This is a genomic window from Cellulosimicrobium sp. SH8, assembly GCF_025818875.1.
GTDB lineage: Bacteria > Actinomycetota > Actinomycetes > Actinomycetales > Cellulomonadaceae > Cellulosimicrobium > Cellulosimicrobium cellulans_D.
Genome location: NZ_JAMXMH010000007.1, coordinates 231438 through 252596 on the forward strand (window position 1 = coordinate 231438; position 21159 = coordinate 252596).

Sequence of the window (21159 nt, forward strand, 5' to 3'; positions counted from 1 at the left end):
TTCGGGATGCTGGTCGTGGCGGTGCGGTTCAGGTCAGGGGCGGGTCACCCCGCACGCGAGGCCGTCGAGCGTGGCGGTGTCGAACGCCGGGCCGACGCCGAGGCCGGGGACGTGCGTGGTGCCGAGCACGACGAACGACGTGCTGCGCCCCGGGCGCAGCGCGGTCCCGCCCGACGCCGTGACCCGCGTACCGTCCTGTGCGACGGTGGCGCCGACGCCCGCGGTCGCGACGTCGCCCGGCCGCCCGTACCACGCGAGCTCCCAGCCGCTCAGCGGCTCGGTGCCGGTGTTGGTGACGCGCACGGTCGTGAGGGTCGTGGTCCCGACGGTGAGCGTCCCCGCCTCGACCGAGCACGTCGCGGGCGCGTCCTCGAGGAGGCCGTAGTTGCCGCCCTCGTCGTGGACGGTGCCCCACAGGTGGTGGTCGCCGTCGGGCTGCGTGGTGACGCCCGAGACGCGGACGTCGGAGAACCGGTGGTCACCGCCGAGGCGCGCGGCGACGCCGTACGAGCCGGTGCGCTCGATCCTGGTGTCGCTGACCCGCAGGTCGTTGACCCAGTGGCTGCCGCTCACCAGGAGCCCCTCGTACGTCGAGTCGAGGATCTCGGTGCCGCGGATGACGACGGGCGTCGTGATGTGGCTCGTGTCCGCGAACACCCAGATGCCCCCGAACGACGTGCTCCAGTTGGGCTCCCACCCGCCGGTGCGGATCAGCGTGCTGTCCTCGACGACCGTGGTCCCGGAGAACGGCACGGGGTTGAACCGCGTGCTCACCGCGACGCCCGCGGCGGCGGTGAGCATGTCGCGCACGACGAGCCCCGAGACGCGGTTGGAGTCGCCGCCGTAGATCGCGGCGCCGTTGCCCAGCAGCGGGCTCGTGACCGTGCTGCGCACGAACGACGAGCGCGTCACCGCACCGCCCGAGGACCACATGGCCATCGCGTCGTCGCCGGTGTTGCGCACCGTCGTGTGCTCGACGCGCGTGTCCGCGACCCGGCCGTGCAGGTGGACGCCGTCGGCGAACGTGTCCCGCACGCGGAGCCCGAGCGCGTAGAGCCCGTCCGTGCCCGTGTCGGCCCAGAGGCCGACCTTCGTGTGGGAGATCCAGACGTTCTGGACGAGCGAGCCCTGCCCGAAGCTGCCCTCGAGCGCCGCGTCGAACCGGGCGTCGTCGCGGTACCGGACGTCGCCGTCGACCATGAGGTCCGCGATCGTCACGCCGGACCCCTGCGCGTAGAACCCGCCCTTGCCGTCGCGACCCGCGACCACGGAGTACCAGGGCCCCGCGCCGCGGACCGTGACGTCGTGCACGCGCACGCGGTCGGTCAGCGTGAAGCGGCCCGGCGGGACCCACACGCCCGTCCCGGCCTCGCGCGCCGCGGCGACGGCAGCGACGAACGCGGCGGTGTCGTCGGTCGAGGTGGCTGTGGACGAGTCTGTGGAGGAGTCGTCCGTGGCGCCGTGGTCGCGCACGTCCACGAAGCCGGGAGGTGCCGTGAGCGGCGCCGGCGCGACCTCGGTCTCCACGAGGTCGACGGTGTACGGGAGGTCGGCGGAGTCACTGTCGCGCACCAGACGCAGCGTCGTGCCGGCCTTCAGCTCGCGCGGGAGCAGCACGCGCGTCTCGTCGAAGAACCGCTGCGCCCCGCCCTGCGTCGGGTCGTTGCCGTACGGGTAGCCGCCGTAGACATGGGAGTAACGCGACGTGACGTCGACGTCGGCGACCTTGCGCCCGCCCGCGTAGACGCCGAGCGAGCCGTCCTGGCCCGTCCCGTCGGTCGAGTCCGGGACCGACGCGCGCAGCACGAGCGCGTTCGCCGGCTCCGTGAGGGTCCACTCGACGTGCTCGCCGGTGCGGTCGAGCGTGACGGCCTGACGGCCCGACGCCTCGGCCGCGACCGTGCGGAACTCGCGGCTCGGCGCGAGCACCTCGCCGGTCGTGCGGCCGTGCTCGGCCTCGTACGTCGTCGCGGGCGTGACTGCGCCGCGGTCCGCGAACGCCTCGCCGCGCTGCAGCGTGACGCGGTCGATCTCCAGGCCCGACGGCGTCGGCGCGCCCCGGTCGGGCACGTCGCCCTGGTCGGCGACCGTGCGGCGCAGCTCGACGCTGCCCAGCCCGGCACGCAGCGGGAGCGTCACGGCGACGTCGCCCCAGCGCTCGCGCGGGGCCAGGACGAGACGCCCGACGGGCTGCCCGTCCACCGCGAGGACCGCGTCCTGGTCGGCGCCGGTCGTGTTGCGGTACCGGAACGTCACGGTCTGGTCGCCGGCCTTCGCGGCGTCGACCGCGACGACGACGCGCGCGCGGGGCGCGGCCAGGTCGACGCCCTCCGTCCCGACGGTCGCGCCGTTCGCGGTGAACGCGGCCTCGGCCTCGTACGGCTGCCCCGCACGGGGGGCCGTGGTGCGCAGGACGTCCGCGACGTCGTCGTACCGCGTGTCCGGGCCGGAGCCCGGCTCCGTGCCAGGCACGGTCGCTCCGCCGCCGGGCGTCGAGAGGTCGCCGACCGTCGTCAGGGCGACCGCGTCGAGGTTGACGTTGCCCGTGTCGTCGGCGTCGAAGCGGTAGACGACGGTCTGCTCGCCCGCCTCGAGCGACACGACCTCCTGGTGCACGAACCACGTGCTCCACGACGCCCCCACCGCGGAGGGCAGCGTGACCTGCCGGTCCTCGGCCGCGCCGTCGTGCACGACGACCTGCGAGAGCGTCATGTCGGAGCCGAGCCCGTTCGCGTACCGGAGGTTGAGGCCGTACTCGCCGGCCTCCGGGACGTCGAGCGTGAACGTCGCGCTCGCGGTCCCGGTGTGGTCCATGACGAACCCGTCGACGAACCCGGTCCCGGAGAACCCGAGGTGGTTGTCGTTGACACCCGCGCCCCCGGCGAGCACCGCGTCCTCCGCCTCGAGCTCGATCGGCGGGACCCCGGCCACCGCCGACGCGGGCGCGGAGAGCATCACCGACCCGACGAGCGCGGCGACCACAGCCCCCGCCGTGGGCAGGGAACGAGCCCCGTCGGAGCGATGCGAGCGTGCCCGTCTCCTGACTACAGCAGGGCCAGAGGTGGGGGTGGGCCAGGTTCGGTGCACGACGATCTCCTTCGATCGCGAGACGGATCGTTTGGTCGGCGACGGGGGCATGCCGAACCCGGGGCTGGGGGCCGCTGCGGTGCCGAACCCGGGGACAGGGGCGGGTTCGGCACCGGGGGGTGCGGCAACCCCGGGTTCGGCGAGCGGCGCGAGAGCCGCTGGCAGACGGCGGTCAGCCCTGGGCGGCGTCGAGGAGCGCCTGGGCTTCCTTCTGCACCTGGGCGACGAGCGCGTCGATGTCCGCGTCCTCGTCGGTGAGCACGGCCTGGACGACCGGGTCGAGCAGCGCGTAGATCTCCTGCGTCGAGCGCGCGGGCTCGGGGACGACCGGCTGGTCGAAGATGTTCTCCGTGTAGGAGCTCATCTGGTCCACGGGCACGTTGACGTACTCCGCGGTCCAGGCGCGCGACTCGACGTAGGTCTGCTCGTCGAAGACCGGGAGCTCCGGGGCGCCGACCGGCTGGTCGTTCGCGACGGCGGTCTCCGCGTCGAGCTTCGCCGCCGCCTCGTCCGTGAGCTTCTCCATGTAGTAGAAGTCGATCCACTCGACGCCGGCCGCCTGCTCCTCGGGCGAGGCCTTCGCGCTCACCGCGGCGAGCGTGCCGCCGCCGAGGACGCCGCCGTCGCCGACCAGGGGGATGACCGTGAGCCCGTAGTCGTCCGGGTTCATCGCGTTCTGCGTGAAGAGGTTGCCGTAGTTGCCGCCGCCCGAGACGTACATCCCGATCTGGCCCGCGGCGAAGTCCTGGTTGATGCTCCCCCAGTCGTAGAGGAAGTTCGCTCCCATCGAGTTGTCCTCCCACCGCAGCGCGTGCAGGTACTCGAGCACCTCGGTGAGCTCGGGCGTGTCGATCGTCGACGTCGCGGTCTCGCCGTCGAACTCCTGGACGGAGCCGCCGAACGCGTTGGTGAGCGTCGTGAGGATCCAGCCCCCGGTGTTGCCCGACGTCATGGTCGCGTAGCCCGCGACGCCCGTGGCGTCCGCGATGGTCTTCGCGTCCTCGCGGACCTCCTCCCACGTGGTCGGCGGGTCGTCGGGGTCGAGCCCGGCCTGCTCGAACAGCGTGCGGTTGTAGTGCAGGCCCTGGCTGTAGGCGGCGATGGGCACGGCCCACATCGAGCCGTCGGCGGCCTGGCCGGCCTGCGCGACGTTCGGGTTGAAGTCCTCCGCGTACGGGAGCGCGGCGACGAGGTCGCTGATGTCGGCGATCTGCTCGCGCTCGATGAGGCCGCGGCCGTCGGTGAACGGGATGGTGAAGACGTCGGGCAGCGTGCCGCCGGCGAGCTCCGTCGCGAACGTCGTGCCCTCCCACGTGTACTCGCGTGCCGTGACGGTGATGTCCGGGTGCTCGCCCTCGAACTGCGCGACGCGCTCGTCGAACTTGGCTCGTGCGTCGTCGTCCAGGCCGGCGTCGATCGAGACCTCGATCTCGACCGCGCCGGAGCTGGCGGCGCCGTCACCCTCGGCGTCGTCGCCGGTGCTGCACGCGGTCAGGGTGAGGACCAGGGCGCCGGTGAGCGCGAACGCGCCCACCGTGGTTGCTGACTTCATCGTCTCTCCTCGGTGCGGACTCCCGCGGCCATGATGGCCCACGGTCTGCTGGCTCGGGTTCCCGCGCCGCCCCTCGGCACCCGTGCGGACCGTCCCGCACGAGCCGCCGTCCCCGGCGAGGTTTAGCGCTACATGTTTAACGCTAAACGCGTCTAGGATCGGTCGTCAAGGAGCTCGGTGGTCACGAGTTGGTCACGGGCCTCGGCGCGAGACCGTCGAGCCCGGTGCCGCACGACGACGTACCGTCGGCTCCCGGGCCGACCACCGCCCGCCCACGCCCCGCCTCGACCGAAGGAGCCGCGCCGCCGATGGCCCGCGTCACGCTCAAGGACATCGCCCGGGAGGCGGGCGTGTCCGTCATGACCGTCTCCAACGTGGTCAACGGCAACCTCGGCCGCGTCTCCCCCGCGACCGCGCGCGAGGTCGAGCGCATCGTCGCCGTGCGGGGCTACGTGCCCAACGGCCCGGCGCAGAGCCTCGCCGCGCGACGGACCCGCCTCGTCGGTCTGCTGCTGCCCGACCGCGCCGACGGCGGCAGCCTGCTGGGCAGCCCGCACGACGTCGCCGTCGCCGGGGCCGTCGAGGCACGCCTGCGCGAGCGCGACCACCACCTCATGCTCCGCGGCGTCACGCACCACCGCGACGTGCTCGACTCCGTGCAGCGCTGGAACCTCGACGGGATCGTCGTCATGGGCTTCACCGACGACGAGCTCGCGGCGCTCGACCTGCCGCGGGACGTGCCCGCCGTCGTCGTCGACACCTACGTGGACGCCCCCGGCGCCGCGACCGTGCGCGCCGACGACCTCGAGGGCGGGCGGCTCGCGGGCGAGCACCTGCGCGCCCTGGGCCACCGCGAGGTCGTGCTGTGCGGACCCGTGGGCACGACGAGCCAGGTCGTCCGCGAGCGCCTCGCGGGGTTCCGCGCGGGTCTCGGGCTCGACCCGGCAGCCGGGGAGGGACGGGCCCTGGTCCGCGGGGAGACGGGGGACGGCGTCGTGCTCCACGTCGTGGCGGCGAACACGACGTACGACGACGGCCTCGCCGCCGCAGCACGCGTCGCGGCCGAGCACCCCGGCGCGACGGCGGTGTTCGCCACGGCCGACGTCCTCGCCGCCGGGATCTCGCGCGGGCTGGCGCAGGCCGGGGTCCGCGTCCCGGACGAGGTGTCGGTCGTCGGGTTCGACGACGCCGAGATCGCGCGCTACGTCGACCCGCCGCTCACGACGGTCGCGCAGGACACCGCGCTCAAGGGCCGCACCGCGGCCGACCTGCTCCTGGACACGCTCGACCACGGCACGTCCCGACCGCGGCGGCCCGCCCCGGACGCGGCCCGCGACGAGCCGGCCGACGGCCCCACCGGCGTCACCCGCATCGACGTCGCGCTCGTCGTGCGTGCGTCGACCGCGCCCGCGCGGTAGCCGGCCCGCGGGTCGGGCCTCCGCCCGCGGGGGCCCGTGGGAGCATCGGCGCGTGACCGACCACGACGCCTCGGTGCTCGCCCCGCTCTGGCTCCGCCGCGTCGGCGCCTGGTCCTGGCGGCTGCTGTTCGCCGCCGCGGTGCTGGCCGTCGTGCTGTGGGTGCTCTCCCAGCTCCGCCTCGTCGTCGTGGCGCTGTTCCTGGGCCTCGTCCTCACCGCCGTGCTGCGGCCCGTCACGCTGCGCTACCGCCGGTTCTCCCACCCCGCGGTCGCGGCGGTGCTCGCGCTGCTCACGGGGGTGGCGGTCGTGGTCGCGGTGGTCGGGCTCGCCGTGACGGGCGTCGCGCAGCAGTGGCCCGACGTCGTCGCCCGGGTCGGCGACGGCGTCGGCGAGCTGCTCGACGCCGCGCGGTCGGGCGGGCTGCCCGTCACCATCACCGACGCGGACCTCGACCGGTGGAGCGCGGGCGTCGTCGACTGGCTGCGCGCCCACGGCACGACGCTCGCCGGCGCGGCCGCGACCCGGCTGGGGACGCTGCTCGTGGCGCTCATGGTGGTCGCCCTCGGCGTGTTCTGCGCGGTGTGCTTCCTCATCGGCGGCGAGGGCATGTGGTCCTGGTCGGTCGCGCAGCTCCCCGCGCGCGTGCGCCCGGCGTGGCGCACGGCGGGCGACGTGGCGTGGCGGTTCTTCGGTGCCTTCACCCGCGGCGCGGTGCTCACCGCGGCGTGCGTCGGCGGGCTGGGCTACCTCGTGCTGCTGGGCCTCGGCGTGCCGCTCGCCCTCCCGCTCGCGGTCCTCGTGTTCGTCGGCTCGTTCGTCCCGCTCATCGGCGCGCCCGCGGCGATGACCGTCGCGATGCTCGTCGCGCTCGCGTCCGAGGGCGTGTGGAAGGCGGTGCTCGTCGGCGTCGGGATCGCGCTCGTCGGGCAGCTCGAGGGGCATCTCATCCAGCCGCTCGTCATGGGCAAGCACGCCCGGCTGCACCCGTTCGTCATCGGCGTGGGCGTGAGCGCGGGCACGATCGTCGGGGGTCTGTTCGGCGCGATCGTCGCCATCCCCGTGATCGGGGTGACGTGGGCGGTCTTCTCCGCCCTGCGCACGCCGCCGGAGCCCGACGACGCCCCCGGCGCGGGCGGGGACCTCGCCCTCGCTCTGGCGGGGCGCTCAGGAGAAGGGCCAGACGACCGGGACGAGGAGCACCGCGACGACGAGCGGTGACGCCGTCGTCGGCACGACGAGCCTCCAGCGGTCCCTCGGTCCGGCGTCGAACACGACGTCGCTGTCGTTCTGGGCCCCTTGGCGACAGCGACGTCGTGCTCGACGAGGAGCAGGGTCGTGCTCGGCGACGGTGGCGGGACGAGCCGGACGGGCGTGCCAGGCCCCACGCCGGCCGCACGGACCTCGCGGGTCGCGCGCCGAGCTTGCGAGCGGTCGGGACCGAACCGAGCCTGGAGACGGACAGGACCGGCGGGGCGCCGAGGGGCGCGGCCCGCCGCGACGTCGACCGAGGAGGCCCGATGACCGCGGACACCGAACGCCCCGAGCCCGACTCCGATCGCAAGCCGGGCTCCCCCACCGACCTGCGCAAACCGTCCTGGGGGTTCGCGCTCAAGGGCGCGGTGCGCGAGTTCCTGGACGACCAGTGCACCGACCTGGCGGCCGCGCTCACGTACTACGCCGTGCTGGCGGCGGCACCCGCGCTCCTGGCGCTCGTGTCGATCCTCGGGCTCGTGGGCGACGGCGAGAAGGCGGTCGACTCGGTCCTCACGAGCGTCGAGGGGGTCGTGCCCTCCACCACGCTGAGCATGATCGAGCCGCTCGTCGAGCAGGCCGCCGACACCGACAAGGCCGGGTGGGCGCTCGTCATCGGTGTCGTGCTGGCCCTCTGGTCGGCCTCCGGCTACGTCGGGGCGTTCAGCCGGTCGATGAACCGCATCTACGAGGTCGAGGAGGGCCGCCCGATCTGGAAGCTGCGGCCCGTGATGCTCGGCGTGACGGTCGTCGTGGTGGTCCTCGCGGCGCTCGTCGTCGCGAGCCTCGTGCTCTCGGGGCCGATCGCCCGGCAGGTCGGCGAGCTCGTCGGCCTCGGGGACACAGCGATCGCCGTGTGGCAGGTCGCGAAGTGGCCCGTGGCGATCCTCCTCGTGGTGGTCCTCGTCGCGCTGCTCTACCACCTCACGCCCAACGTGAAGCAGCCGAGGTTCCGCTGGATCAGCCCCGGCGCGATCCTCGCGATCCTCGTGTGGGCGCTCGCCTCCGCGGCGTTCGGGCTCTACCTGGGCAGCGGCCTCAGCAGCTACGGCGCGACGTACGGGACCCTCGCCGGCGTCATCATCTTCCTGCTGTGGCTGTGGATCACGAACCTCGCCCTCCTGCTCGGCGCCGAGCTCGACGCGGAGGTCGAGCGCAGCCGCGAGCTCCAGGGCGGGATCGCCGCGGAGGAGCGGCTCCAGCTCCCGCCGCGCGACACGCGCGCGAGCGACAAGAAGGCGGCCAAGCGCGACGAGGCCGTCGAGCAGGCGCGCGCCCTCCGCGCGAGCGGTGGCCGGTCGACCGACACGGCGGGCGCGGGCGCGCGCACGGGCACGGGCACGGGCAGCGGCGACGACGACGGGCAGTAGCCCTGGCGCGGGCTACCGGGCGGGCGCGCTACCGGGCGGGCGACGGGTCGGGGATCTCGTCGGGCCGGTAGCGCGGCAGACGGCTCGCGGGGAGGATCGCCGTCGCGCTGACCCCGGCCAGGATGAGCAGCCCGATCCTCAAGGTCCCCAGGCGCGCCTCCTCGTTGAGCGCGACGGCCGCGTCCACCTGGGCGGGCGTGGCGTCGGTGCCCGCGAGGACCGTGCGCAGGTCGTCGTTGCTCACGAAGTTGACGGTATCGAGGTCGACCTGGGCGACGAGCGACGGCGGCAGCTCGGGGTGCTCGACGACCGCGCGCCCGACGCTGAACGACAGGATCGTCACGAGCAGAGCCCCCGCGAGCGCCGTGCCGACCGCCGAGGCGAGGTTCTGCGTCGTGCCGCGGATCGAGCCGACGTCGCCCGCGAGGGCCTTGGGCGCCGCGGTGACGAGCACGTTGAACACGAGCGTCACGAGGGCGCCCTGACCGACCCCGAAGACGACGAGGCCGAGGATCGTGGGCAGCGTCTCCCAGTTGTTCGTCACGACGAACGACAACCAGAGCAGCGCGACGGTGGTCAGCGTGAAGCCGAAGACCCCGATCGTGCGCGGCGGGTAGCGCCGGTAGAACCGCACGACGAGCGTCGCGGTGACGAACACCGTGAGGTTGAACGGCATCATCGCGAGCGCCGTGTCGAACGGGGTGCGGCCCTGCACGATCTGGATGTACAGCGGGACGGTGAAGTTCAGCGCGGCCTCGAGCGCGACCACGACGAACATCGCGTACACCGCCGCCCGCTCGCTCGGGCGCGCGAGGACGGACAGGTCGACGAGCGGCACCTTGCCGGCGGCGGTCCGGCGCCGCGTCCACCAGAAGAACGTCTGCCCGAGCACGACGCCGAGCAGCACGAGCAGGGGCGCGGGCGAGACGCCGACGAGGTCGAACGGTGCCCCCTCCGAGGCGAAGAACAGGCCCCAGGCGTTGAGGTTGTTGAAGCCGAGCGTGAGCGAGACGACCGCCGCGCCGATGAGGACCGCGGCCACGAGGTCGATCCGGATGCCGGGGTCGCCGGCGTCGGACCGCAGCCGGAAGCTGAGGACGAAGACGGCGACGGCGAGCGCCAGGACGATCGCGAACGTGGGCCGCCACCCGATGAGCGTCCCGAGCGCGCCGCCGATGAAGAACGCGCTCATACCGGACACCGCGCGCGCCGAGCCCAGCGAGCCGATCGCCGTCGCCTGCTGGGGTCCGCGGTAGTTCTCCGCGATGAGGGCGACGAGCGCGGGCACGATGATCGCGGCCGAGGCGCCGGCGACGGCCTGGCCCGTGATGGCCCATGCGACGGTCGGCGAGAGGATCATGAGCAGCGCCGAGCCGGCGAACGTCGCGACGACGACCCGGAAGATCGCGACCCACCCGATGCGCTGCCCGAGCTTCGCCCCGGTCATGACGAGCGCCGCGACCGCGAGGCCGTAGACGACGATCGTCGTGCTCGCGACGGTCGGCGGGACGCCGAAGTCCTCGACCATGCCGCCCAGCGACACCGGCAGGGCGGCGACGTTGAACGACATGAGGACCTGCGCGAGGAACAGGCCGACCATCGGCACCCACGACCGGCGGTCCTCCGTCGCTGGTGCGGTGCTGCTGTCGACGACGTCTCGGGTGCTCACGAGGCCGGGTCCGTTCTCTCGGTCGGGCGGGTGGGCGTCACGGGGACCTGCGCGGACGACGCGAACAGGTTGAGGCCGAGGGTCCGCGAGAGGTACGCGGTCGCGCGCTGCCCGCGCACGCTGTTCCCGGCCGGGTCGAGCGGCGGGGAGAACGTGCCGATCGCCCCCTTGCCGGGCGCGACGGCGACGATCCCTCCTGCCACGCCGGACTTGGCAGGAAGGCCGATCTCGAACAGCCACTCCCCCGAGCGTTCGTACATCCCGGTCGAGGCGAGCACGGCGAGCGTGTCCCGGCACACCTGCGCCGAGACCACGCGCTCGCCCGTGACCGGGTTGACCCCGCCGTCCGCGAGCGTCGCGCCCATGACGGCGAGGTCGCGTGCGCTCACCCGCAGCGCGCACTGCTTGGTGTAGACGTCGACGACCTCCAGCGGGTCGACCTCGATCCGGCCGTAGCTCTCCAGGAGCCGGGCGATGGCCTTGTTGCGCATGTTCGTCTCCGCCTCGGACCGGTACACGACCCCGTCGAGCTCGAGCGACCGGCCGGCGAACCGGGACAGGCCCGTCCGCACGTTCTCCCACTGCTCGGCGAAGGACGAGCCGGGCATGAGCGCCGTCGTCGCGAGGGCGCCCGCGTTCACCATGGGGTTGCGGGGGTGGCCGTCGTGGAGCTCGACCGCCATGACGGAGTTGAACGCGAGGCCCGTGTTGTCCACCCCGACCCGTTCGAGCACGCCCTCGTGCCCGTAGGCCTCGCACACGAGCGCGTAGACGAACGCCTTGGAGATCGACTGGACGGAGAACTCGAGGTCGGCGTCGCCCACGGCGTGGACCGCACCGCCCGACTCGGCGACGCACACGCCGAACAGCGACCGGTCGGCCTCCGCGAGGACGGGGATGTAGTCGGCCACCGCGCCGTCGTCGTTCCCGCGGTAGCGCTCGTGCGCCGCGCGGACGTGCTCCTCGACGCGGTGCCAGCCCGGGAGGGACCCGGTCGCGACCTCCTGCTCGACACCGTCGACGTCCAGTCCCATCCCGTTCCCTTCGTCCGGATCGTCCACGACGATCACGCGCGATGCTGCCACGCCCGCACCGGGAGCGCAGGGGGAAGCCGCGGCGGGAGATCACCGCGCGGCGGGCGGGGTGCTGGTCTCGCTCGACGGATCCGGGCCGGGCGTCGTCGCCCTCAGTCGTAGGACGCCGCCTGCCAGTCGTGGTAGATCGACACGTGGGTGTCGCCGTCGCCCGTGAGCCGCAGCGCCAGGTAGACGTCCCAGCGGAGCTCCTCCGAGGCGAACCCGTCGCCCGGGCCCTGGAGCTGCGTGAGGTACTCCTCCGGCATCCCGAGCGCGTCGCCCACGCACTCGACGTCGTCCCAGGTCGGGCCGGCCCCCGTCCCGACGGCGTCGAAGTCGATCGACCCGTTGTCGCGGTCGACGGTCGCGCCCGTGCGGCCGAGGCCGCAGTCGTCGAACGCGACCGCGACGGCGTCGATGTTCGCCTGGCGCTCGAGGCGCGGGCGCTGGTCGAGGTAGACGACGAGCACGGTCGCTGCGACGAGGACAAGGACGACGGCGAGGACGACGACGAGGACGAGGCGTCGGCGCCTCGGTCGCGCGACGGTCGGAGCCTGCTCACCGGCGGGAAGGTCGGGTGGCAGCGTCATGGGTCCCCCTGGTCTGTGTGGACCGCACCCGTCGGGACGGGCGGCGGTCGATGGTGGCCACGAGACGCACAGGAGCGCCGTCGTCCGGCCGCCGACCCTATCGGTCGCGGGGGCGCATCGGGCGGGGCTTGACGCCAGCGGACTCTGCCCTACGCTGAGAGAGCGCTCCCTCATGGTCTAAAACGGACATCGTCGATCGGGATCGCTGTCGCCGGGCGTAGGGGCCTCGGCGACGAACACCGGCGCGGGCACCGCCGCCCGCCCCGCCAGCCTGAGAGGTGAGCATGACCCGACCGCACGCCGACGTGCGCCGTCACCCTGACGCGCGCCCGCGGACCCCCCGCAGCACCCCCCGAGGACGGGCGGCGACCACGGTCGCCGCCGTCGCGCTCGTCGCCGGGCTCGCGCTCGCCGCGCCGCCGACCGCGGGCGCCGAGCCCGTCGAGAACCCGGACGTCGTCCGCGTCGGCTCCGGCTCGTACGCGTCCGCGCCGCCCGCGGCGCTCGACAACCCGAACCGCGACGTGAGCGGGTTCGTCGACAAGGACCTCTACCTCGACGAGTCGCTCGCAGGGACCCCCGTCCCGACGAACGCGTGGTGGACCGACCTGCTCGTCAGCAGGTACTCGGGCGACCTGTGGGCCAACCCGCTCGTCGTGTCGAACTCCCGCGAGGGGACACGCGTCACGCTCCCGACGCGCTGGAACGACGCCGGGACCGCGCGCGTGCTCGAGTCGCCGATCGTCGTCGGCGCCACGGCCGAGCCCGCGCTCGGGCCGAGCGACGTCGTCATGGCCGACTTCGAGGACGGCTACCCCGCGGGCTGGACCGCCACGGGCACCGCCTTCTCCGGCGGCCCGGCCGCCGGGACCGCGGCGGGCCAGAGCCCCGTCTCGGGCTTCCTCGGCAACCGCCTCGTCAACTCGTTCACCGCGGCCCAGGGCGACGGGGCCACCGGCACGCTCACCTCGCCGACGTTCACCGTCGACCGTGACCACGTCGCGTTCCTCGTCGGCGGCGGCAACCACCCCGGGCAGGAGGAGGTGCGCCTCGTCGTCGACGGCCAGACCGTCCGCGCCGCGACCGGCAAGGACTCCGAGCAGCTCGCGTGGGTGACCTGGGACGTCGCGGACCTGCGCGGCCGCACGGCCCGCATCGAGGTCGTCGACCAGCTCCAGGCGGGCTGGGCGCACGTCCTGGTCGACCAGGTCGTGCGCACCGACGACCCCGACGGGCTCGAGGCCCGGCTCTCCTCGACCTTCGCCGCGCAGGACGCGACGGTGACCGGCTGGGGCGAGTGGGACGTGTCGTGGCGCCTGCGCGGCGAGGGCGAGACGGCCGACCGGCCGCAGGGCATCGACGTCACCGCCGCGCGCGGCGTGCCGTACGTGTGGTTCGAGCTCGACGGCGTGCAGCCGCGGATCACGGTCGACGAGGACGCGGAGCTGTTCGGGCTCGACGGCGCCCCGCTCACCCTCCCGGCCGACGTCTCGGCGCTGCGCGTCCAGCAGGACGGGCGCTCGTACGGGATCCACCTGCCCGACGGCTCGCACGTCGAGCGCGCGGGGAACGCGCTCCTCGTCACGGCGAGCGCACCGTATCTCGTCGTCTCGGCGGTGTCGCAGGGCGCGGGCTCGGGCGCCGACCTGGCGGCGATGCACCAGCGGGCGTTCGCCGTCGTGCGGGACACGCGCATGGCGTACGACTACGACGTCGCGAGCGGCCTCGTCACGCAGACGTGGGACGTCGACACCGAGGCGCTGCAGGGCGCGAACCTCGACACGCTCCAGGGCTGGCTCCCCCACCACTACCGCGAGGCGGAGCACGACCTCGCGTTCACGGGCGGCACCTACGACACCCCGCGCGGGCTCCTGCGGACGACCGCGGGGCACGGTGGCTGGGAGCTGCGGTACCCGTTCGAGGGCATCGTGCCGTTCCTGCCCGACCCCGAGGGCACCCCGGGGTACGACCGCGAGCGCATGGTCCGCTACGTCGAGGACTACGCGGCGAAGACCGGGTACGGCGGCGACACGTACTGGGGCGGCAAGGACGTGCTCCAGCTCGCCGAGTACATGGCCGTGGCCAAGGAGATCGGCGCCGACGACGCGTACGCGACGCTCAAGGGCTCCCTGACGACCGCGCTCGACGACTGGTTCACGTACACGCCGGGCGAGACGGAGCACTTCTTCGCGCGGTACCCCACGTGGCAGGCGCTCATCGGCTTCTCCGACTCCTACGGGTCGCTCGAGTTCACCGACAACCACTTCCACTACGGCTACTTCACCCTGGCGGCGGCGTACCTCGCCCTGGAGGACCCGGAGTGGGGCGCGCGGTACGGCGACCTCGCGACGCTCGTCGCGAAGCAGTACGGCAACTGGGACCGTGACGACGACGCCTTCCCCTACCTGCGCACGTTCGACACGTGGCAGGGCCACTCGTACGCGGGCGGCCTCAGCTCGCCCGGGGGCAACAACCAGGAGTCGAGCTCGGAGGCGATCCAGTCGTGGGTCGGGCTGTTCCTGCTCGGCTCGGCGCTCGGCGACGACGCGATGCGCGACACCGGAGCGATGGGCTACGTGACGGAGCGCGCCGCGGTCCAGGAGTACTGGTTCGACTACCACGGCCGCGCCGGCGCCCCCGCGTCCGAGGGGCCGGGCAACTTCCCGGCCGCGTACGAGCACGGCACGACCGGCATCCTCTTCGACTCCGGCCAGGCGTTCGCGACCTACTTCTCCGGCGACCCGGCGTGGATGTACGGGATCCAGTGGATGCCGACCGGTCCGTGGTTCTCGTGGTTCGGCGAGGACGCCGACTTCGGCACCGAGCTCCTGGCCCGGATGTTCGACGAGCGTCCCGGCGTCCTCGGCGAGTACGTGCCGGGCGACAACGGCGGGAACCTCGCCCGTGCCGCGAAGCAGTGGTACGGCGTCGGCACCGACTGGGGCGCCGACGTGCAGCTCGACCGGGCGGCGGCCGTGCGGTCGCTCCAGGACGGCATCCGCAACGCGTACCGGCACCACGCCGCCTACGTCACGGCGCGCACGGCGGCGAACCCGCTCTACGACGCCGGCCGGGGCGCGCTGCTGTTCTCCGTCGGCGCCGACGGGGAGCTCGTCTTCCCCGCCGACGTGTGGAACCCCGACGCGCTGCCCGCCGCCCTGCGCCCGGTCGCGCCACCGGCGGACGCCCCGGACCGGGACCCGAAGGAGTGGGCGACGTCGTGGCCCGCGTTCCGCTACCTGTCGACCGACTACACGGCCGACCCCGGCGCGCTCGAGGACCTCTACGCGTACGACGTCCGCGGCTTCGACCCGGGCGACGCGGGCGACGTCGCGCACGCGGCGGACGTGTACGCCCGCATGGGCGACGCGCTCGGCAACGTCGTGCTCGGCTACGTCGCACAGGTCGACCCGGACATGTACGCGGTGGTGTCGGCCGAGCTCGAGGAGCGCGGGGACCCGGTGGCGCGCGGCGTGTCCATGGCCGGCCTCGTGCACTACACGGGTCTCGCGAACCGCGGGCTCGGGCAGCACACGACGGACCGCCGGGTCGGGACGCCGACGAGCCAGGTGTACCGCGACGGGGACGCGTACACGTACGTGGTCTTCAACCCGACGGACCAGCAGCAGCGGTACCCGGTCTACGAGGGCGCGCGACAGGTGGGGACGATCGACGTGCCGCCCGGGCAGGTCGTGCGGCACCGGCTCGACGCGGCGCTCGACCGCGTCGAGGTGAGCGCGGCGGGCTCCGTCCGGACCGTGCCCGCGGGGCAGGAGGTCGCGCTCACCGCGACCGGGTACGACCAGTACGGCGCGGTCGTCGACCTGCCGGGGCTGACGTGGACCGTCGACGCGGGCGGGACGGTCGCCTCGACCGGCGCCCGCACGGCGACGTTCCGCGCCACGCAGGACGCCGACCCGGTGACGGTCCGGGCGTCGTCCGGTGGCGTCACCGGGTCGTACGCGCTGCGCGTCGGCGCGGCGCCCGCCCTGGCCGGCGTGAGCGTCGAGCCCACCTTCGCGCGCGTCGTCTCCGGCGAGCGGCAGGCGTTCTCCGCTGCCGGCGTCGACCAGTACGGCGACCCGTTCCCCCTCGCGGGCGTGACGTGGTCGGCGGGCGACCGCGGGAGCGTGGCCGACGGCGCGTTCACCGCGGGCGCGGCCGGTGCCGGGCGCATCACGGCGACGGCGGGCGGGGTCACGGGGTCCGCGGTCGTCGCGGTCGTGGCGGACCTGCCCGACGTCGCGCGCGGCAAGGCGGTCACGGCGAGCTCCGCGATCGGTGCCGGGGCCCGCCCCGAGCTCGCCGTGGACGGGGACGCCAGCACCCGCTGGGAGAGCGAGTGGGCCGACGGCCAGTGGCTCCAGGTCGACCTCGGCGCGCGCCACGAGCTGGAGAAGGTCGAGGTCGACTGGGAGGGCGCCGCGGCGGCGACGTTCTCCGTGCAGGTCGCGGACGCGCCGGACGGCCCGTGGCGGACGCTGCGGACCGTGACGAAGACCGACGCCTCCCCGGACGCGATCGAGGTCGACGGCGCGGGCCGATACGTCCGGCTCGACGCGCCGACGCGGCTCCTGCCCGCGTACGGGGTCTCGGTGTTCGAGCTGCGCGTGCGCGGCGTCCGCGCCGGCGACGCCGTGACCCCGACGACGGTGCTCGTCTCGCCCGGGTCGACGCACGTGCGCCCCGGGTCCGCTCTCGACCTCACCGCGTACGCGTTCGACGCCGCGGGGCACGGCGGTCCGACGGCGGCGGCGTGGTCGGTGACCGGCACGTCGACGATCAGCGCGGCCGGGCGGCTGACCGCTCAGGGCTCCGGTGCGGCCGTCGTGACGGCGCAGGTCGGCGGGGCGAGCGGGACGGCCGACGTCGTCGTGGGCGGCACGCCCTCCGGCGGGACGGGCGACCCGGGCACGGGGGTCGTCGAGCTCGCCCAGGGCCGGCCGGCCGTCGCGTCGAGCGTGTGCGGGGGCCAGCTCCCGGGGCTCGCGCTCGACGGCAACCCGGGTTCCCGGTGGGAGAGCCAGTTCGCCGACGACCAGTGGCTCCGGGTCGACCTCGGGCAGCGCGCCGCGCTGACGCGGGTCGAGATCGACTGGGAGACCGCGGCGCCCGCGCGGTTCTCGGTCCAGGTCGGCGACTCGCCGACGGGCCCGTGGACCACGCTGCGCACGGTCGCCAAGACGTCCGCGGCGCCCGACGTCGTCGCCGTCGCGGGGACCGGGCGGTACCTGCGGATCGATGCCCCGGAGCGCCTCACCCCGTGGGGCGTGTCGATCTGGGAGCTGCGCGCCTACGGGACGCCGTCGGCGTGACGTGGCGGGGTCGGCGTGCACCGCGCCGACCCCGCTACGAGCCCCGCGCGCTCAGGCGCTCGTGCGGCGGACGACGACGGACGGGAACGTGCGCTCGTCGTCGCGGCGGCGGCGGTCCAGCAGGGCCGCCGTCGCCGCGGCCGCGATCCGCTCCACGGGGTGGGTCGCGGTCGTCAGGCCCGGACCGGCCTGCTCCGCGAAGGGCTGGTCGTCGAACCCGGTGACGGCGACGTCGTCGGGCACGCGGACGCCGTCCTCCGCGAGCGCGCGCATCGCGCCGACGGCGAGCGTGTCGCTCATGGCGACGAGCGCGTCCACGGCGGGCCAGAGCCGGCGCGCCTCGCGGGCCGCCTCCGCGCCCGCGAGGGCCGTGAGGTCGGCGGCCACGACGCGGTGCGGGACACCGGCGGCGCGCACGACCGCGTCGTACGCCTCGACGGCCCGCCGCGCGCCGGGGAGCCAGCCGGGCCCGGTGAGCATGACGACGTCGCGCCGCCCGTCGGCGAGCACGTGCTCGACGAGCGCGGTGATCCCGGCCGCGGCGTCGACGTCGTAGGAGGGCACGCGGCCGTCGGCGGGACCGATCGCCGCCACGCGGGAGAGCAGCGTGCGCGGCACGCTCGCGAGCACCTCGGCGGAGTAGTCGACGAGCAGCACTCCGCCGACGCCCGGGTCGCGCGCGAGCCGGGCCAGCTCGTCGCGCGGGTCGCGACCGAGCCACCGCAGCGCCACGCCGACGCCCTGGGTGTCGGCCGCGCGGCTGGCCGCCGCGACGACGCGCGCGACGTAGGGGTCGCCCAGCAGGTCCGCGGACGGCGACCCGACCGCGACCACGACGCGCTCGCCCCGCCCGCTGGCGAGCGACCGCGCACCCGGGTGCGGCACGTACCCGAGCTCCTCGACGGCGGCGAGGACCGCGCGGCGCGCCGCGTCGGACACCGGGCCCGTGCCGCGCACGACGCGCGACGCCGTGGACCGCGAGACGCGGGCCGCCGCGGCGACGTCGTCGAGCGTGGTGGGCGGCATGGCGATCTCCTGGGCGGTCCGGTCGGCGATGACGGGCGGCGCCCGGAGCACCACGCTAACCCGCGGAGGGCCGTCGGTGGAAGCGTTCCCACGGTCGTGTCGGGACCCGGTCCGCCGTCGAGCCCTGGGTCGCTCCTCAGGACCTGCGCGCGGTGGGGACCGAACCCGGGTTCGTCGCGCGCTCCCGGCGTCGGCCAGGGGCGCACGACGACGAGGGATGGCGATCAGGGGCGGCCCGTCTCGAAGGTGACGCGTGACGCGTGTCGGCGGGTCACGGTAGACCTGTGCCCATGACGACGACGCCGTCCCCCGAGCCCCTCGCGCCCGACGCCCCCGCCTCCCGCGAGGAGTGGCGGATCTGCCGCACGTGCGCGGTCGAGCACGCCGAACGACCGGACGTGTGCGCGATCTGCGCCGACGAGCGCCAGTGGGTCCCCGCGACCGGGCAGGCATGGACCACGCTCGCCGAGCTCGCCGCGGCCGGCGAGCGCCTCGTGCTGGAGGAGCTGGAGCCCGACCTGTTCGGCCTGTCGAGCGAGCCGAGCGTCGGGATCGGGCAGCAGGCCAAGATCGTGCGCACCCCCGCGGGCAACCTGCTCTGGGACCCGCCCGGCTACCTGGACGACGACGCCGTCGAGCGGGTGCGCGCGCTCGGCCCGGTCGTCGCGATCGCCGCGAGCCACCCGCACATGTTCGGCGTCCAGGTCGCGTGGAGCCGCGCCCTCGGCGGCGTCCCCGTGCTCGTCGCCGAGGCCGACGCGCACTGGGTCGCGCGGCCCGACCCGGCCATCGAGACCTGGACCGGCGAGCGCGAGGTGCTGCCCGGCGTCGTCCTGTCGCAGCCGGGCGGCCACTTCCCCGGGAGCGCCGTCGTGCACTGGGCGGCCGGCGCCGACGGCCGGGGCGTGCTCCTGTCCGGCGACACGATCTTCGCCAACCCCGACCGGACGTCCGTCAGCTTCATGCGGTCCTACCCCAACCGCATCCCGCTGTCCGCAGCGGTCGTGCTGCGCGTCGCCGAGCACGTGGCTCGACGCCCGTTCGAGCGGCTCTACAACAACTTCGAGGGCGTCGTCCCCGCCGACGCGCGGGAGGTCGTGCTCCGCTCCGCACAGCGCCACGCCGCCTGGGTCCGCGGCGACTTCGACCACCTCACCTGACCGGTCGCCACCAGCATGTCCGTCGATCAGGGTCATCGCACCGTGCACGGATCGCGTGCTCCAGCACGTCGCGGACCCGGGGCGCGCCGTCGACGAGGTCGCTCGCGTGCTCCGTCCGGGCGGGCGCGCCGTGCTGGCGGAGCCCGACTGGGGGACCCTCGCGGTCGACGGGCCCGACCGCGCGACCACGCACGCGTACCAGGCGTACGTGGTCGAGGAGGTGGTGCGCAACGCGTGGATGGGCCGCCGGCTCCCCGCGCTCGTCGAGCGCTCGGGCCTCTCGGTCGGCCGCGTCGTCCCGGTCACGGCCGTCTTCCAGGACGCACGCGAGGCCGACGCGGTCCTGGGCCTCGGGCGCGTCGCCCGGCGCGCGCGGGACGCCGGGCACCTCGACCCGGACGCGTACGAGCGCTGGGTCGCGCACCTCACGGCCGCGCCGTTCTTCGCCTCCGTCACCCTGTTCGTCGTGGTCGCCGACCGCTGACCGGAGCTCGCGCGCGTGTGGGTGGCCCGCGCCACGATGACCGCATGAGCACCCACGCGCACGGCGTCCACCACTCGATCGACTATGTCGAGCTCCCCGTGACCGACCTCGCCGCGGCGCAGGCGTTCTACGGCGCGGCCTTCGGCTGGGAGTTCGTCCCCTACGGCCCCGGGTACGCGGGGATCCGCACGGCCGCGGAGTCGGGCGCGGACGAGGCGGGCGGTCTGCGCCTCGCGGAGGCGGGCGACGTGTCGCGCGGCGGCCCGTTCGTCCTGCTGTTCTCCGCGGACCTCGACGCGACCCTCGCCGCCGTGCAGGGCGCGGGCGGCCAGGTGGTCGAGGGCCCGTACGAGTTCCCCGGCGGTCGCCGGTTCCACTTCCTCGACCCGAGCGGCAACGAGCTGGGGGTCTGGGCGACGTCCTGAGGACGACGGCGCGTCAGCCGCCCAGCAGGAGCGACACCCCGATCGTCGCCATGACGACGGCGATCGCGCCGTCGAGCACGCGCCACGCGCCGGGGCGGGCGAACACGGGCGCGAGCAGGCGCGCCCCGTAGCCGAGCGCGGCGAACCACACGACGCTCGCGACCATCGCGCCCGCGCCGAAGATCCAGCGGGCGGCGTCGGGGCCGCCCGCTCCCCCGGCGTGCGCGGCGGCGTACCCCGCCGCGAGCGACCCGAGGAGCAGCACGGTGTCGAGGTAGACGTGCGGGTTGAGCCACGTGAGGGCGAGCGACGTCCCGACGGCGGAGCGCGCGCTGGTCGCGCCGGCGCCGGACACCTCGCCGGACACCTCGCCGGATGCTGCGTCGAGCCCGCCGGGTCGCAGTGCGCGGCGGGCGGCGAGGGCCGCGAGCGTGAGGAGGAACGCGGCGCCGCCCCAGCGCACGACGGTGAGCAGCACGGGCGCTCCGGTCACGAGCGCGCCGAGCCCGGCCGTCCCGGCGGCGATGAGGACGAGGTCGGAGAGCGCGCAGACCAGCACGACGGGCAGGACGTGCTCGCGGCGCAGGCCCTGGCGCAGCACGAACGCGTTCTGCGCCCCGATGGCGACGATGAGGGACAGCCCGGCGGCGAGACCGGCGACGAGGGGCGAGAGAGCGGCGAGCACGCCCTCGACGGTAGGCATGCGGACCCGTGAAGTACAGCGAAAGATTCTGC

Annotated in this window: 14 protein-coding genes; 7 read left to right on the forward strand and 7 right to left on the reverse strand. The window is 74.8% G+C overall.

Annotation, left to right across the window (positions count from 1 at the left end):
* Positions 1–33 precede the first annotated feature (33 nt).
* Positions 34–2982, reverse strand: coding sequence for a CBM35 domain-containing protein (locus tag NF338_RS11885; RefSeq protein ID WP_264030970.1), 2949 nt, complete (start codon positions 2980–2982; stop codon positions 34–36).
* Between the two features lie 277 nt (positions 2983–3259).
* Positions 3260–4639, reverse strand: a complete 1380-nt coding sequence (locus NF338_RS11890) for an ABC transporter substrate-binding protein (RefSeq protein WP_264030971.1) — start codon at positions 4637–4639, stop codon at positions 3260–3262.
* Positions 4640–4947: 308 nt separating this feature from the next.
* Here NF338_RS11890 and NF338_RS11895 point away from each other — a divergent pair, with 308 nt between their 5' ends.
* The 3 genes from NF338_RS11895 (at position 4948) to NF338_RS11905 (ending at position 8679) form a co-directional block, all read left to right on the forward strand.
* Positions 4948–6057 carry a LacI family DNA-binding transcriptional regulator gene (locus NF338_RS11895; protein ID WP_264030972.1) on the forward strand — a complete coding sequence of 370 codons (1110 nt, stop codon included), beginning with the start codon at positions 4948–4950 and terminating at the stop codon, positions 6055–6057.
* A 52-nt stretch (positions 6058–6109) separates the two neighbouring features.
* Positions 6110–7276: an AI-2E family transporter gene (locus NF338_RS11900; RefSeq protein WP_264030973.1), complete on the forward strand. Its 1167-nt coding sequence runs from the start codon at positions 6110–6112 to the stop codon at positions 7274–7276.
* Positions 7277–7575: 299 nt separating this feature from the next.
* Positions 7576–8679, forward strand: coding sequence for a YihY/virulence factor BrkB family protein (locus NF338_RS11905; RefSeq protein WP_264030974.1), 1104 nt, complete (start codon positions 7576–7578; stop codon positions 8677–8679).
* Between the two features lie 28 nt (positions 8680–8707).
* On the opposite strand, the gene NF338_RS11910 is transcribed toward NF338_RS11905, so the two are convergent.
* The 3 genes from NF338_RS11910 to NF338_RS11920 all read right to left on the reverse strand — a co-directional run bounded on the left by NF338_RS11910 (position 8708) and on the right by NF338_RS11920 (position 12014).
* Positions 8708–10348: an MFS transporter gene (locus tag NF338_RS11910; protein ID WP_264030975.1), complete on the reverse strand. Its 1641-nt coding sequence runs from the start codon at positions 10346–10348 to the stop codon at positions 8708–8710.
* Positions 10345–11382: a glutaminase A gene (gene glsA, locus NF338_RS11915; protein WP_264030976.1), complete on the reverse strand. Its 1038-nt coding sequence runs from the start codon at positions 11380–11382 to the stop codon at positions 10345–10347. Before glsA ends, NF338_RS11910 begins: the two co-directional genes overlap by 4 nt.
* Before the next feature lie 152 nt (positions 11383–11534).
* Positions 11535–12014 carry a hypothetical protein gene (locus NF338_RS11920; RefSeq protein WP_264030977.1) on the reverse strand — a complete coding sequence of 160 codons (480 nt, stop codon included), beginning with the start codon at positions 12012–12014 and terminating at the stop codon, positions 11535–11537.
* 284 nt (positions 12015–12298) lie between these two features.
* Between NF338_RS11920 and NF338_RS11925 the strand changes: the two genes are divergently transcribed.
* The gene (locus NF338_RS11925; RefSeq protein ID WP_264030978.1) at positions 12299–17329 is read left to right on the forward strand and encodes a glycosyl hydrolase; all 5031 of its coding nucleotides are present in this window, start codon (positions 12299–12301) and stop codon (positions 17327–17329) included.
* A 51-nt stretch (positions 17330–17380) separates the two neighbouring features.
* On the opposite strand, the gene NF338_RS11930 is transcribed toward NF338_RS11925, so the two are convergent.
* The gene (locus NF338_RS11930; protein WP_264030979.1) at positions 17381–18355 is read right to left on the reverse strand and encodes a LacI family DNA-binding transcriptional regulator; all 975 of its coding nucleotides are present in this window, start codon (positions 18353–18355) and stop codon (positions 17381–17383) included.
* A 290-nt stretch (positions 18356–18645) separates the two neighbouring features.
* Here NF338_RS11930 and NF338_RS11935 point away from each other — a divergent pair, with 290 nt between their 5' ends.
* From NF338_RS11935 to NF338_RS11945, 3 genes are read left to right on the forward strand one after another with little or no spacing between them, the layout of a single operon-like run.
* Positions 18646–19515, forward strand: coding sequence for an MBL fold metallo-hydrolase (locus NF338_RS11935; RefSeq protein WP_264030980.1), 870 nt, complete (start codon positions 18646–18648; stop codon positions 19513–19515).
* 55 nt (positions 19516–19570) lie between these two features.
* Entirely contained in the window at positions 19571–19999 is a 429-nt protein-coding gene (locus NF338_RS11940) for a methyltransferase domain-containing protein (protein WP_264030982.1), read from the forward strand.
* 44 nt (positions 20000–20043) lie between these two features.
* On the forward strand, positions 20044–20424 hold the full coding sequence (locus NF338_RS11945) for a VOC family protein (protein WP_204538716.1): 381 nt from the start codon (positions 20044–20046) through the stop codon (positions 20422–20424).
* Positions 20425–20437: 13 nt separating this feature from the next.
* Here the strand turns inward: NF338_RS11945 and NF338_RS11950 are convergent, their stop codons facing one another.
* A complete protein-coding gene (locus NF338_RS11950; protein WP_264030983.1) occupies positions 20438–21127 on the reverse strand; it encodes a LysE/ArgO family amino acid transporter in 690 nt (229 codons plus the stop codon).
* Between the last annotated feature and the right edge of the window lie 32 nt (positions 21128–21159).